Here is a 12,660-nt window from a genome sequence, read left to right as displayed (position 1 = left end):
TGCCCAATTGGCGGGCCTTCGTGAAAGGATGCGCACCATGAAAAAAACGCCGCCCGATCGGCCGATCGGGCGGCGTCAAACAACTGCCGGAGATGATGAAGCTAGCGGTGCATCAGAAGTGCGTATGCAGGCCCACGCGCGCAACCGCCTGGGTCTGACCGCTCGAAGCGCCATCCGAGGAGTTCATGCCGTTGATCTGCGCAAGACCGCCCGAGCTGGCGCGCTGGTACACGCCCAGCACGTACACGCTGGTGCGCTTGGAGAGCGCGTAATCGACGATCGCCGCGACCTGGTGCGCGTGATTGTTGTCGACCACCTCGTTGCCCTTCATGTACATGTACGACGCGCCGGCGCTGAGTGCCGGCGTGAAGTTGTAGTGCGCGCCCGCCGAGCCCTGATACACCGAGCCGCCGTTGGCCGAGTTGTGCACGGTGGTGAAGAGCGCGTTCGTGATCCAGCCGCCGAAACGGTAGTGCGCGCCGATACCCCAGTTGCGCACGCTCACGTCGCCTTCGCCCGTCACGACCGTCTTGAGGTTCGTATAGGCCGCGCTCACGCCGAAGTCATGCGCCGAGTAGTTCAGCGCGAAGCTCGTGCCGTTGGCCGTGCCGATCGAACCCGCCACGCCGCCGAAGCTGTACATCGCGCCCGCGCTGAAGCCGCCGAACGTCGGCGACAGATACTTCACCGAGTTGTTGACGGTCTCGCCGGCCATGCGGTCCCAGTCGAACGAACCGGTCGGGTTGTTCGGCAGCGCGAGCTTCTGGAACGGACCCGCGCGGAAATCGTAGAAGTGGCCCGAGAGCTCCGCCGGATCGTTGCCGGCGAAATACAGCGAGTCCGTCATGAAGTCGTACTGGTTACCGAGCGTGAGCTTGCCCAGCTTGTCGTTGCTCAGACCCAGAATCGACGTACGGCTGAAGAGACTCTTGTTCGGCATGAAGGCGCCGTTGTCCACCTGGAACTGGTTGACGAGCTGGAAGAAGGCCTTCGTGCCGCCACCCAGGTCTTCCGTGCCGGTCATGCCCCAGAGGTTCGGGCCGTTCACGCCGTCGTCCATCTTGACGTTGTGCTTGCCGCCCTGGTTGCTAACGTAGGTAATGCCCGTGTCCATCATGCCGTAGAGCGTCACACTGCTTTGTGCGAACGCCGGTGCGGCACACGCCATCGCACCGATGGCCCCCGTGATCGCCAATGCCATTTTTTTGTACTGCTTATGATCCTGCATTCTCCAAGTCTCCTGTTTTGAACAAACCTGTTTATTCGAGCATCGAAGGGTAGCGCTCTCGCCGCCCCGAGATCCGGCGAGACGCAAGAGAAGCGCGCGGCATGTGGGGCCGCGCGGGTCAAACGCGTCCGGGTGGGCGAAGCGCCCGCCCGAACGCAAAAGCGATTCAGGAAATCAGGCGGCCCGGCAAACGCTCAGACCGCGTCGGGCACCTTGCGCGTCTTCAGGAACGCTTCGAGGGTTTCGCCGCGCATGCTCGCGTACATGCCGAGATTCGTGATCTTCACCACGCGCGCGAACTTTTCGAGCACGAAGAAGCACACGCCGTATTGAATGAGGCCGAGCCAGTCCGTCGCGTCGACGAGCGCGCGCTCCTCGCTGGTGAGCGCGGCGGCGTCGTAGGCGGCCGTGCGGTCGCGCAGCCACAGGTCGCGCGCCTGCGGCAGGCGCATTTCCCAGAAGAAGCGATTCAGGCGCATGGCCTTCATGCTCTGGCGAATGTCGAAGGGGTAGGTGCCCGTCAGTTCCTCGATGCCAACCAGTTGTGGATTCATTGCCGGCCCTCTTCTTCGTACACCGTGACAGCCATCGCCGTGCTGGTCGCGAGATAGTAGTTGCGATGGACTTCGCGGATCTTGCCGCCCAGCGCTCCGCGCATGGCGAGCCACATGATCGTCTCCACGCTCTCCGCGCCGCCAAGGCGCACGTAGTCCACGTGCTTCATGCGTGCGAGGCGCTCCGGATCGTTCACGATCAGGTCGAGGAACTCCATGTCCCATTCGGTGTTGTTGTAGCCGCTGCGCTCGCCGTGCACCTGGTGCGAAAGCCCGCCCGTGCCGACCACCACCACGTCGAGATCCTGCTCGAACGATTCGATCGCGCGGCGCAGCGCCTGGCCGATCCGGTAGCAGCGGTTTGCCGTGGGCAGCGGATACTGGAGCACATTCACCTGGATCGGCACCAGCGCCGCGGGCCAGCCGCCCTCGTGCGGCAGCATAAGCGAAAGCGGCGAGTTGCAGCCGTGGTCGAGCGGCTTGTCCTGGAAGATCGTGAGATCGAACTCGTCGTTCACGAGCTGCTCGGCGATATGGATCGCGAGATCGGGGTGGCCCGCGATGTCCGGCAGCGCGCGCTTGCCCGCGCCTTCGTCGGCGAACTCGTGCGTGGCGGAAACGCCCAGCGCGAACGTCGGGTAGCAGTCGAAGAAGAAACTGTTGGCGTGGTCGTTGTAGAACATCACGAGCGCGTCCGGCTGGCGCTCGGCGAGCCACTGCGCGACCGGTTCGTACCCCTGGAAGAGCGGCGCCCACGCGGGTTCGTTCTGCTTGCCCTTGTCGTATGCCATGCCGATTGTCGGCACGTGCGATGTGCCGATGCCGCCCACTATTCTTGCCATGATCTTGCCCTCTGCTGCTGTTCATGCGGCGCACTGGCGCCGCGCTGGACCGGATGCGTCGGCAGACGCCTTCGCTCCATCACTTGGGATACGAAATTACAAAAACGCCGCCCAGAGCGTAAGCAAGGGTTAACCACGAATATTTCCCTTTCCCTCATGAATTCAAGGCTTGTGCGCGCTTGCGCACACTCTGCCGATCGCGCAAACCCGCGCGCCGCAAAGGATTTTGGTATCCTGAAACCCGGTTGCGGGAACTGCGGCCGATCCGCCCCGGCAACCCCCTCATAAACGAAACAGATATCAAAAGAACGAACTCGCAAGGGCCGCGCGCGCCATGCGCCGCGCGCCTCGCCCGCTGCGATTCACACATGACATGAACGGGACGACCCAGCAAACCATCGTGCAGGCGCTGCGCACGCGCATCCTCTCCGGCGAACTCGAGCCCGGCGAGCGGCTCGTCGAGGCGCAGCTCGCCGAGCGCCTCGGCATTTCGCGCACGCCGCTGCGCTATGCGCTGAGTGTGCTCGCCACCGAAGGCCTCGTCGAGCGTTCGGGCGCGCGCGGCTACACCGTGCGGCGCTTTTCGGTGACCGACGTGCTCAACGCCATCGACGTGCGCGGCGTGCTCGAAGGGCTCGCCGCACGCACGGTCGCCGAGCGCGGCGTGGACGCGGCGCTCGCGCACGCGCTCGAAGACTGCCTGCGCGAAGGCGACGCGATTTTCGCGGCCGGCGTGCTCGACAGCGAAGCGGAAACGCGCTACGCCGCGATGAACGGCCGCTTCCACGCACTGATTGTGGAAGCGGCGCACAATCTTGCGGTGAGCGCCGCGCTCGGGCTCAACGACAAGATTCCATTCGTCTCGCCGGGCACGGTGGTGTTCGACAAGGCCGCGCAGCAGCGTCAGTTCATGATGCTCTCGTATGCGCACCGCCAGCATCACGCCATTGTCGGCGCGCTCGTGAACGGCGAAGGCGCGCGCGTCGAGGCGCTGATGAAAGAGCACACGCATATTTCGAAGGAGAGCCTCAATCTCTCGGTCGACCGGCTGCATCTGAGCGCGGTCGGCGACGCCGCCGCAGTTGGCACGGTTGCCACGGTCGCCGCATGAGACACGGCGCGTATCCCACTCAAAACGACATGATCGAGCCGTGAGCCAGCCCGAACTCCTGAACCTCGCGCACCTGCGCGCTTTTCGCCTCGTTGCCGACACCGGCAGCGCCACGCGCGCCGCTTCGGCCCTGTATCGCGCCCAGTCGGCCGTCACACGCTCGGTGCAGGAACTGGAGACGGCGCTGGGCGCGCCGCTCTTCGAGCGCAAGCCTTCGGGCATGCTGCCCACGGCCGTGGGCCGCGTGGTGCTCGAGCGCTGCGCGCGCATTTTCGGCGAACTGGAAGAACTCGCGCAGTGGTGCGCCGCGCGCCAGGCGCGCCGGCGCGCGTTGAGCGAAGGCACGCTGCCCGCGTATCTGCTCAACACGCGGCGGCTGCAGCTATTCGTCGCCCTCGCGCGGCACCGCCATATGCCGAGCACGGCCAATGCATTCGGCATCAGCCAGCCCGCCGTGAGCAGCGCCATGCGCGTGCTCGAAAGCGGCTCGGGTGTCACGCTCTTCCATCGCGGGCCGCGCGGCGTGCTGCTCACGGCCGAGGGCGAGACCTTCCTGCTGCACGTGCGCCGCGCGCTCAACGAACTGCGTCACGTGCCCGACGATATCGCGGCGCTGCACGGCAATATCCAGGGCGCGGTGACGGTAGGCGCGCTGCCTTTGGGCCGCACGCTGATCCTGCCGGCCGCCATCGCGCGCCTTTCCGCGCAGCATCCGGGCGTGCGCGTGGTGACCGACGAAAGCGCCTATGAACTGCTCGTGGCAGGCCTGCGCGCCGGCGACGTGGACTTCGTGCTCGGCGCGCTGCGCGAAAACGATGCGGCGAGCGGCCTCGGCAACGAACGATTGATGTCGGAAGACATGGTCGTGCTCGCGCGGCGCGACCATCCGCTCGCGAAAAAGCACGGCCTCACGCTGAACGATCTGCGTGATGCGCAATGGATACTTTCGCGCACGCATTCGCCCTCGCGCGGTCTGCTCGAAGCGCAGTTCCGCCGCGTGAAACTCAAGCCGCCCCTGCCCACCGTCGAAACCGCCGATCTCGCCGTGATTCGCGGGTTGCTGCTCGGCACGGACATGATCACGGCGCTCTCGGCGCAGCAGTTGCACTACGAAATCGAGTCGGGGCAGCTGGTGATTCTCGACGTGCCGCTGCAGCACACGCGCCGCGATATCGGACTCACGCTGCGCGCACAGGGTTCGCCCTCGCCTGCGGCACGCGCGCTGATCGACGCGATCCGGCTCGCGGTGATGGATGTTGCACCCGCAACGCGTGTGGTGGAGGGGCGGCGCGCGGGTTGAATCCGCAACCCGCATGAGACGATCGTCAGCGAGAATCGAAAGTCCGTAGTGCAAAGCGTTGCGATTGTTCAGTCCAGGCGCTTTTCAAACCAGTGATGGGCATACGGTTCGGCATTGAAGGCATCGACTTCAACGAATCCGGATTGCCTGTATAGCGATATCGCTTCATGCAGAGTCTGATTAGTCTCCAGGCGAATCACGCGCGCTTTGGCCTGCCGGGCACGTTTCTCCGCCTCGACGATCAACCGGCGCCCAACGCCCATGCCTCGCGCGGAAGGACTCACCCACATTCTCTTGAGTTCGGCCGGGGACTTCTTGTGGAACTTCAGCGCGACGCAGCCGATCGGGTGTCCATGGAGTCTCGCGATGATTAGCGCGCCAGCCGGCGCCGTCAGTTCGACAGCGTCCGCCGACAGGCTCATGGATGGGTCGAACCCGGCTTCAAAGCGTTGGTCGAGTTCGCTGAAATACTGTTCAAAGCACCACCGCGCGTCATCGCTATCCGGGTCCTCAATCGAAAAATGCACAAGCGATGCCTGCAGCAGATGTTCGACCTCGGACATGGCTTCGATCAGTCGCCGTCGCTGCTTGTCGCCGAGAGGTTCGAGCACGCGCAACGCGACCGCGTCGGAGAGCCGTTCGAGTTCGGCCCTTTCGATGAGACCTGCCTCAGTCAGGCAAGCCCGGCGAACCCGGCGGTCGTTCGGATCAGTGAGGACAGCGACAAGTTTTTGCCGCTCAAGCGACGCCAGGGTACGGCTGACATAACCCGAATCAAGACTTAGCCGCGCGCGAAGCGTACGAATATCCGCGCCTTCGACACCGATCTCCCAGAGCAGGCGAGATTCGCCCATCGGGCGGCCTCGTCCGAGGAAATGATCGTCGATAGCGCCGATGCTTTCGGCGACTATGCGGTTAAAGCGACGAATCTGGGGAATGGAGGACGCACTCATATCTCTGACTTTAGTCAGAGATATCGAATCCGTCAACCTCGAGCCGAAGCGGGCGTGAAAGCGTTGCCGGGCCGCAGAACCAGCAAGGGCGTGGGCGTGGATTCGAAGAGGAGCTGGAAGTCCTCTTCCGACACCGCATTGGGAGTGTCCATGGCGTAGAGACCACAAGGGACAATTCTTTACTTGAGAGGGTCCCTGTCGGACTGCACTTGAGGCGCCTTGTTTCGACAAAGCGGTTTCAGAAAATCCCTCTGCAAGACCTGTAATGTTCAAAGCGCGCAAGCCGTGTGCCGTTCAGCCAGGCGCCGCCCGGCGCTTCGTTATCGCAATGCCTGCCGGATTCCCAGCGCAATCATGAGCCCTCCACATGTGAGGTCGATCCATGCCTTCGCGCGACGATACGCCGTCGCAATCGCCGCGTGCGATAGAACGAGCGCGACTGCTCCGTACCAGCACGTCGCTGATACACCGACAGTAGCAAGCATCGCGAAGAACGTCGGCGTGGAAACGTGGCTGGGCACCGCTGAGGAAAACACCGCCGCATAAAAGGCGATGGACTTCGGATTCGCGATATTTGTCGCGATACCTTGCAGGAACGCGGCACGAAACAGAGGCGCCTTCGTTGGGTGACGTGCTTCTGAGGGGGTTGCCCGTGCCGACACAATGAGCCGCAGCCCGAACCAGATCAGATAGGCCGCGCCAGCAAGCCTGATACCGACAGCGAGCCACGGGAAAATAGCGAACACCATGCCGATACCAAGGATGGCGCAAGTCGCCCAGAACAGATTCACCGTCACGATCCCGGCGACAAGCGCGAGCGCATCGGAGCGTCTGCCGGCTACCGCCTTCTGGGTGATTGCGACAAAGTTCGGCCCGGGTATGACGACAGCCGCCGCATAGACAGAAAAGACTGTCGCAATCGCAGACGCATTAACCATTTGTAGCCTCAGTGAATTGTGGTTGTACAAAACGTGGAGCCGCTTCATCCACCGGTATTCTGAAGCAATTCACGACTGACCGCTGCTGGCCGACTCTGGAGGCAGACCAGACGCTCAATCGCTCGACGGGCGATTCGTCAGCTCGCAAGCATGGCGCCATTGAACGCCTACCTTGTTCGCTCCCAACCCCAGGCTCCGCTCGGATCCGACATTTCAAGGCAGACACAGCCGCGGGTGTCACCTCGAGCGCCCGCTAGTCACGCACGATGGCGTGCGGATCGATGGTGTAAGGATGCACGGGATGGTTGGGACCAATCCCGGCAGCGACGCGCGACAGCCAGGCAGCGAGTGCTGGGTAGGCCGCCAGGTCGATACCGACATCGCCTGCGAGGTGGGAGTATGCGTAGATCGATATGTCGGCAACGGACAGGCCATCACCGACCAGGAAGGTCGCATCCGTCAGGGACCGATCGAGGGCTCGCAGCGCCTTCGCGGCGGTCTCCTGTTTGTCTGGGACCATCGCAGCATTGCGCTTTAAGCGCCCCGTCAATGTCCAGAAACGCAAAGAGCCGATGACCGGTTCGATGTAGTACTGCTCGAAGCTGAGCCATTGAGCAACCTTGGCGCGCCCGAAGCGGTCAGCAGGCAGGAAGTCGGTTCCATCAGCCAGAAACTGAAGGATCGCATTCGACTCGGACAAAGCGCGGCCGTCTTCCAGTTCGAGCGCTGGCACGGCGCCTGTGGGGTTGAGCTTGAGGAATGCGTCGGTCTGTCCCGCTCCCTCGAAAATGGAGACCTCCTGGGTCTCATAGGGAATGCCGAGAAGGCGAAGCAGAACCCGGATCTTCCAGGCGTTCTGGGAGGGCAGATAATCGTATAAGCGCAGCATGTCGACTCCTGAGTGACGAAGCCCAACTATGACGGATGTGGCCCGCGCTCTGCACTCCAGATATTGCGCTCAAATTCATCGGGTAACGCAGCCCGCGCGAAGTGAAGCCGGGATGGGGTCTGCGGATGTGCTTTGCCGGCGAAAGCGCCGCGCCTGATGACGCAATTGCCAAATGACATTCAAGGCCCACGCGCCCCGTAAAAATCCGAGGGCGTCAGTCACCTGACATGCAGGCGGCGCGGGCGCCTTGCTTTTCCGGACAGGCAATCCCATCGTCTTGTCTCGTTGTGTTGAGTAACCTGGAAGTTACCGGATTATATCGGCGCACATCGCTCATCGTGCCGCACGATGGCGCGCTATCGCCTGCAGGAGTGGCTCGGTTTCGTTAATTCAGATTTGCACAAAGGCTACTCCCCGCTTTTCAATTCCACGACGCCCGAGTTGGTCCGCCGAGAAAGACAAGAGACGCTTTCTAAATATTATGGATTGCTGGAGAAGTTGCTGACGACTCAGCCATGGTTGCTGGGGGAGCGCTTCTCGGCAGCGGACGCCTACCTTTTCACAGTGACAAACTGGGCTCCGCATGTTGGCCTGGATAGTTCACAGTTGCCCGCCATATCGGCGTTTCAGCAACGCGTGGGTGAGCGTCCGCATGTACGGGGAGCGTTGTTGGCGGAAGGTCTACTGCGGGACCGACTGTAAGAGATCGCGCCGCAGCCGGCACCGGCGTCGACTGGAAAAAGTGATCCGTTGACGCCCACTCGCCGACTCGACCCATGCCACCCCAGGGTTAACCTCGATAAATATATGCATAACGCACGCCGTAATACTAATTCTTACATCGAGGCTGGCCCGTTGGAGATGAGAACGCTAACGTTTGCGCAGAGACTACGACCAGGCAGGATCCACGAACTCACTTTCCGGAGTCATTTCGCCCGCATCACGCTCGCAGCTTATGTCGCCATCCTCGCGGGATGCGGAAATGCCGTTTCGGATTCGGACATCCAGTTCGTCACGGCCGCCATGCCGGCGCAGTTCGAGGCGTTCCGCATGTACGGCGCGGTCCCCTTTCGCGACGGCTCACCCGGTTTGTCCGCTCATGCGCCAGCCCGGCTCCAGCAGGGCTGCGAGGCGGTCGTACGTGCGGCGAAGGGCAGTTTTCGCGTGTCGGTGGTCCTCGATAGCGAATCGGCCGAGTACTTCGAACTCGATGTTTCGCGTACGCCTGACGGATGGACTGTGACAACCGACAGTCTTTCCGCACCGAGCGGCAACTCCGTGGGGCTTCGCACCCAGTTCACGAACTGCCTGACGGCAATCAAGGACAAGCTTCGGGCCCAGCCGGAACCGCTATAGTGAGCCAAGGGTCCCGCGTGACGAACGGGTAGCGTCCGCCCACCAGCAACGCTGTGCCCGTCATGAAAGCGCTCTCGCCGGAAGCGCGATAGCGTGCGGCCGGTCAATCGAACTTGACCAGATCCTGGAAAACCAGCTGGGCCCACCTGTTGCCGCGTGCCTGGACGAGGAGACCGCCCTCGCCGATCTTCCCGAGTTCGACCGGCGCGAACCCGAGCCGCTCGACGAGACCCGACACCGAAGCGCTAGCCGCATCGTCGTCGCTAGCGACGAACACGACGCGCCGGCCGCCATGCGGCGTCGTTGGCCCCTGTGCCAGTGTGCCTGCGGGCAGGTGGTTGAAGGCCTTCACCAGCTTCGCGCCTGGAAACGCCTTTGCAACGGCCGCGCTAGAAGGCAGACCGTCCAGCTCCCTCACAGGCACGCCGTACGCGTTCATGGCGTCGATCACGATCTTCCCCTGCCAGCTTTCAGCGGCCCGCGCGACGTCCTCGTGAGCGCCGAACGGCACAGCCAGGATGACAACGTCAGCCTCGACCGCGTCCTCGATCCGCTGCGCAACCAGCGACGGCCCGATCTGCGCGGCGAGCGCGTCGACCGGCCGCCGGCCTGCCACGGCGACCTCGATACCCTGATCGGCGAATGCCTGCGCGATGGCCGTGCCGATCTTGCCAAGCCCGATGATTGCGTAGCTCACTGAACTCTCCATTCGTTTTCCTAAGTAACCCAAAAATCACTCTGGCGGACGGTACACCTCAGGTCTCAGACCTGGCCGATGCCGCCGTCATTCATCAAATCCGCGCCCGTCATATAGGAACTCTGTTCGGAGGCGAGAAAGAGCGCCGCGCTGGCCATCTCCTCGGCCCGGGCGAGTCGACCGAGCGGGACCATGCTCTGGTACATGCTCACCAGATCCTCGCGTGTCGCCGACTGGGCATCGAGGATCGGCGTGTCGGTGACGCCAGGGCTGAGCATGTTGACGCGAATACCGCGATCCTTGAATTCGGCGGCCCAGGTGCGCGCATAGGAACGCAACGCGGCCTTGGTCGCCGCGTAGGCGGTGTGCCCGGGAATGCCCATGACGTGCATGGCCGAAGAAACCAGGATGATCGATCCACCGCCCGTCATCATCGGCAGCAGCTTCTGCACCAGAAAGACGGGGCCGCGCGCCATCAGGTTGAATGCCTTGTCGAAATGCGCTGGCGTGATGGTGTCGATGGAAGCCTGCTCGGTAAAGCCCGCGTTCGACACGATGATGTCGACGACACCCTTTTCTTCCCTGACTGCCGCGGCGACGCGGTCGAGGTCATCGAGATTCGCGGCGTCGGCCTGGATCGCAGTCACGTTGCGTCCGATCAGTTTGGCGGCCTCGTCGAGCTGGCCTTGCCGACGGCCGAAGATAAAGACGTGCGCGCCTTCGGCGACGAACCGCTGGGCGATCGCCAAGCCGATACCCGTCGTCGCGCCGCTGATGACGGCAACCTTGCCTGTGAGAGTGGACATGGGAAATTTCTGCCTCGTGGTGAATGGTAGAGACATCGTAATTGCCGCCCCGACGAATGATAATCAGCGGAGTTATCATGAGATCTATTCTTCGAGGGAATGGGTCTCACGAGAGACATGCAATGGACCGGTTTCACGAATTGAACGCCTTCATCGCCGTTGTCGAAGCGGGCGGCTTTTCCGCCGCCGCGCGTAGAACCGGCGACTCACAGTCCGCCATCAGCAAGGCGATCGGTGCGCTGGAAAAGCGCCTCGGCGTGCAGCTATTGAACCGCAGCACACGCAGCGTGACCCTCACGGATCAGGGGCAGAAATACTACGAGCGCACCAAGCCGCTGCTCGACGAGTTCGAAATAGCCGACAACGAACTGAGCAGCAGCACGCTCGATGTCTCGGGCCTTGTCCGCATCGCCGCCGCCTCGACGTTCGGCCGCCTGCACGTCCTCCCGCTCATTCCCGACCTGCTGTCGCGCCATCCCGGGCTTCGGGTCGATCTCGTGTTGTCGGATTTCGTCCGCGATATGGTGGAGGATCGAATCGACCTCGCGATTCGCGTGGGCACCGTCAACGATCCCGATTCGGTCGTGCGGAAAATCGCCAGCACCCCGCTGGTCTGCGTGGGATCGCGCCGCTATTTCGAGCAGCACGGCATGCCAAAGGATCCTGCAGATCTCGCGAGGCACAATTGCCTCGTCTACGGCGGTCTGATGGAATCGGCGAACTGGCCGTTTCATGGGCCGCAAGGCCGGTTCAGCGTGCCGGTGCGAGGCAACCTGTCGTCGAACAGCGTCGAGACGATACGGTCGGCCGTGCTCGCGGGCGTGGGAATCGGCCTCTTCGCGAAGCTCTCGCTCACCGACGAACTCGAGCATCCCGACATCGTCACCGTGCTGGACGACTTCATTGGGGACGCCCGTGATGTCAGTATCGTGTGGCCGAGGCGCCGTTTCGTGCCTGCGCGCGTGCGCCGGATCACCGACTTTTTTGCGGCTGCGCTGCCGCAGCGCCTGTAGAAGCGCGACGGCCTCACACGCAAGACGTCACGCAACGCTCGCAAGCTGCGCGCGTCGAGCGCCTGCGTCGTTCGACATCGATTCGCGCACGTGGCGCGCGAATTCCTGCGCCGCGGGCTGAACCGTCGCGGGCAGTCGCAGGCAGATCGCAAACGGCGGCAGCGCGGGCAAGCCGGTTGCTTGAGGCGCGAGCGTCTCGAGGTCGGCCGGCACCGTGGAGGCGAGCCACGTCGTGATCGCGAGGCCCGCACGCACCGTTGCGGCGGTCGCCTCGATGTTGCCGCTCTCGAACACCGTGCGCCACGCAATGCCCGCGTCCGCGAGCGCACCGAGCACGACCGGCCGGAAGGCACATCGCTCGTCCACCATCGACAGCGGCAGCGGCCGCTTCTGCCAGGCATCGCTGCCGCGCCCCTTGACCCACACCAGCGGCTCGATGCGGACCACTTCGCCTTCGCCTTCGCTCGCGACATATTCGACCAGCGATAGATCCACGCGGCCGCTATGCACCGCTTCGCTCAACTCCGGCGACGCCGCACACACGAGCGAAATCTCCACTTGCTGATGCGCATCGGCGAACGCCTTCATCGCGGGCGCGAGCGGTGTCACGAGATCGTATGGCACGCCCACACGCAGGCTGCCGCGCAGGGATCGACCGGTCATGTCGGCCCAGATTTCGTCGTTGAGCTGCAGCAGCTGGCGTGCCTTCACGAGAAATTGCTCGCCATGGCGCGACAGCTCCAGCCTGCGCGTCTTGCGCACGAACAGCAGGCAATCCAGCACGTCTTCGAGACGCTTCACCTGCTGGCTCACGGCGCCTTGCGTCATGTGCAGCAGATTCGCGGCGACCGTCATGCTGCCGCTATCGGCGACGGCAACAAAGGTGCGGATCAGGTCGAGGTCGAGGTTTCGGCTCATTGACGCATTATGCCGCGTAATGGATCGCATCAGAATTATTGCCTTTGATGATGCG

The 12,660-nt window shown here is 63.2% G+C and carries 14 protein-coding genes; 5 read left to right on the top strand and 9 right to left on the bottom strand.

Annotated elements, in window-relative coordinates; genetic code table 11:
- Positions 1 to 112 precede the first annotated feature (112 nt).
- The 3 genes from AB4Y42_RS06410 to AB4Y42_RS06400 all read right to left on the bottom strand — a co-directional run bounded on the left by AB4Y42_RS06410 (position 113) and on the right by AB4Y42_RS06400 (position 2,624).
- Positions 113 to 1,168 (bottom strand): porin, encoded by a 1,056-nt coding sequence (locus AB4Y42_RS06410; protein WP_368693980.1) that lies wholly within the window; start codon positions 1,166 to 1,168, stop codon positions 113 to 115.
- Between the two features lie 254 nt (positions 1,169 to 1,422).
- Positions 1,423 to 1,782, bottom strand: coding sequence for a protocatechuate 3,4-dioxygenase (locus AB4Y42_RS06405; RefSeq protein ID WP_324157852.1), 360 nt, complete (start codon positions 1,780 to 1,782; stop codon positions 1,423 to 1,425).
- Entirely contained in the window at positions 1,779 to 2,624 is an 846-nt protein-coding gene (locus AB4Y42_RS06400) for a gallate dioxygenase (RefSeq protein WP_368693692.1), read from the bottom strand. The genes AB4Y42_RS06405 and AB4Y42_RS06400 overlap by 4 nt, the downstream gene beginning before the upstream one ends.
- A gap of 373 nt (positions 2,625 to 2,997) precedes the next feature.
- Between AB4Y42_RS06400 and AB4Y42_RS06395 the strand changes: the two genes are divergently transcribed.
- Together AB4Y42_RS06395 and AB4Y42_RS06390 are read left to right on the top strand one after the other, a co-directional pair.
- Positions 2,998 to 3,735, top strand: coding sequence for a GntR family transcriptional regulator (locus AB4Y42_RS06395; RefSeq protein WP_368691777.1), 738 nt, complete (start codon positions 2,998 to 3,000; stop codon positions 3,733 to 3,735).
- A gap of 40 nt (positions 3,736 to 3,775) precedes the next feature.
- Positions 3,776 to 5,035 carry a LysR family transcriptional regulator gene (locus tag AB4Y42_RS06390; RefSeq protein WP_324157845.1) on the top strand — a complete coding sequence of 420 codons (1,260 nt, stop codon included), beginning with the start codon at positions 3,776 to 3,778 and terminating at the stop codon, positions 5,033 to 5,035.
- Between the two features lie 68 nt (positions 5,036 to 5,103).
- Here the strand turns inward: AB4Y42_RS06390 and AB4Y42_RS06385 are convergent, their stop codons facing one another.
- The 3 genes from AB4Y42_RS06385 to AB4Y42_RS06375 all read right to left on the bottom strand — a co-directional run bounded on the left by AB4Y42_RS06385 (position 5,104) and on the right by AB4Y42_RS06375 (position 7,815).
- A complete protein-coding gene (locus tag AB4Y42_RS06385) occupies positions 5,104 to 5,988 on the bottom strand; it encodes a GNAT family N-acetyltransferase (protein ID WP_368693691.1) in 885 nt (294 codons plus the stop codon).
- 320 nt (positions 5,989 to 6,308) lie between these two features.
- Complete coding sequence (locus tag AB4Y42_RS06380) at positions 6,309 to 6,926, bottom strand: LysE family transporter (protein ID WP_342923049.1); 618 nt, start codon at positions 6,924 to 6,926, stop codon at positions 6,309 to 6,311.
- A 253-nt stretch (positions 6,927 to 7,179) separates the two neighbouring features.
- The gene (locus AB4Y42_RS06375) at positions 7,180 to 7,815 is read right to left on the bottom strand and encodes a glutathione S-transferase family protein (protein WP_368693690.1); all 636 of its coding nucleotides are present in this window, start codon (positions 7,813 to 7,815) and stop codon (positions 7,180 to 7,182) included.
- A 348-nt stretch (positions 7,816 to 8,163) separates the two neighbouring features.
- Here AB4Y42_RS06375 and AB4Y42_RS06370 point away from each other — a divergent pair, with 348 nt between their 5' ends.
- Both AB4Y42_RS06370 and AB4Y42_RS06365 read left to right on the top strand, forming a co-directional pair.
- Positions 8,164 to 8,517: a glutathione binding-like protein gene (locus AB4Y42_RS06370; RefSeq protein WP_368693689.1), complete on the top strand. Its 354-nt coding sequence runs from the start codon at positions 8,164 to 8,166 to the stop codon at positions 8,515 to 8,517.
- Positions 8,518 to 8,622: 105 nt separating this feature from the next.
- Entirely contained in the window at positions 8,623 to 9,171 is a 549-nt protein-coding gene (locus AB4Y42_RS06365; RefSeq protein WP_368693688.1) for a hypothetical protein, read from the top strand.
- 103 nt (positions 9,172 to 9,274) lie between these two features.
- Here AB4Y42_RS06365 and AB4Y42_RS06360 read toward each other — a convergent pair whose 3' ends face one another.
- The gene (locus tag AB4Y42_RS06360; protein WP_368691782.1) at positions 9,275 to 9,868 is read right to left on the bottom strand and encodes an NADPH-dependent F420 reductase; all 594 of its coding nucleotides are present in this window, start codon (positions 9,866 to 9,868) and stop codon (positions 9,275 to 9,277) included.
- A 65-nt stretch (positions 9,869 to 9,933) separates the two neighbouring features.
- The gene (locus tag AB4Y42_RS06355) at positions 9,934 to 10,674 is read right to left on the bottom strand and encodes an SDR family NAD(P)-dependent oxidoreductase (RefSeq protein ID WP_368693979.1); all 741 of its coding nucleotides are present in this window, start codon (positions 10,672 to 10,674) and stop codon (positions 9,934 to 9,936) included.
- A gap of 122 nt (positions 10,675 to 10,796) precedes the next feature.
- Between AB4Y42_RS06355 and AB4Y42_RS06350 the strand changes: the two genes are divergently transcribed.
- Positions 10,797 to 11,687, top strand: coding sequence for a LysR family transcriptional regulator (locus AB4Y42_RS06350; protein WP_368691783.1), 891 nt, complete (start codon positions 10,797 to 10,799; stop codon positions 11,685 to 11,687).
- Between the two features lie 27 nt (positions 11,688 to 11,714).
- Here AB4Y42_RS06350 and AB4Y42_RS06345 read toward each other — a convergent pair whose 3' ends face one another.
- Positions 11,715 to 12,605, bottom strand: coding sequence for a LysR substrate-binding domain-containing protein (locus AB4Y42_RS06345; protein WP_368693687.1), 891 nt, complete (start codon positions 12,603 to 12,605; stop codon positions 11,715 to 11,717).
- Positions 12,606 to 12,660: the final 55 nt, after the last annotated feature.

Source organism: Paraburkholderia sp. EG286B, from assembly GCF_040965655.1.
Classification (GTDB): Bacteria; Pseudomonadota; Gammaproteobacteria; order Burkholderiales; family Burkholderiaceae; genus Paraburkholderia.
This window is presented reverse-complemented; position numbering and strand designations above follow the sequence as displayed.

Bases quoted from the DNA above. Each gene is read 5' to 3' on its own strand.
- AB4Y42_RS06350 (WP_368691783.1), top strand. From the start codon at position 10,797: ATGGACCGGTTTCACGAATTGAACGCCTTCATCGCCGTTGTCGAAGCG.
- AB4Y42_RS06355 (WP_368693979.1), bottom strand. From the start codon at position 10,674: ATGTCCACTCTCACAGGCAAGGTTGCCGTCATCAGCGGCGCGACGACG.
- AB4Y42_RS06405 (WP_324157852.1), bottom strand. From the start codon at position 1,782: ATGAATCCACAACTGGTTGGCATCGAGGAACTGACGGGCACCTACCCC.
- AB4Y42_RS06345 (WP_368693687.1), bottom strand. From the start codon at position 12,605: ATGAGCCGAAACCTCGACCTCGACCTGATCCGCACCTTTGTTGCCGTC.
- AB4Y42_RS06380 (WP_342923049.1), bottom strand. From the start codon at position 6,926: ATGGTTAATGCGTCTGCGATTGCGACAGTCTTTTCTGTCTATGCGGCG.
- AB4Y42_RS06365 (WP_368693688.1), top strand. From the start codon at position 8,623: ATGCATAACGCACGCCGTAATACTAATTCTTACATCGAGGCTGGCCCG.
- AB4Y42_RS06400 (WP_368693692.1), bottom strand. From the start codon at position 2,624: ATGGCAAGAATAGTGGGCGGCATCGGCACATCGCACGTGCCGACAATC.
- AB4Y42_RS06370 (WP_368693689.1), top strand. From the start codon at position 8,164: ATGGCGCGCTATCGCCTGCAGGAGTGGCTCGGTTTCGTTAATTCAGAT.
- AB4Y42_RS06395 (WP_368691777.1), top strand. From the start codon at position 2,998: ATGAACGGGACGACCCAGCAAACCATCGTGCAGGCGCTGCGCACGCGC.
- AB4Y42_RS06410 (WP_368693980.1), bottom strand. From the start codon at position 1,168: ATGGCGTGTGCCGCACCGGCGTTCGCACAAAGCAGTGTGACGCTCTAC.
- AB4Y42_RS06375 (WP_368693690.1), bottom strand. From the start codon at position 7,815: ATGCTGCGCTTATACGATTATCTGCCCTCCCAGAACGCCTGGAAGATC.
- AB4Y42_RS06385 (WP_368693691.1), bottom strand. From the start codon at position 5,988: ATGAGTGCGTCCTCCATTCCCCAGATTCGTCGCTTTAACCGCATAGTC.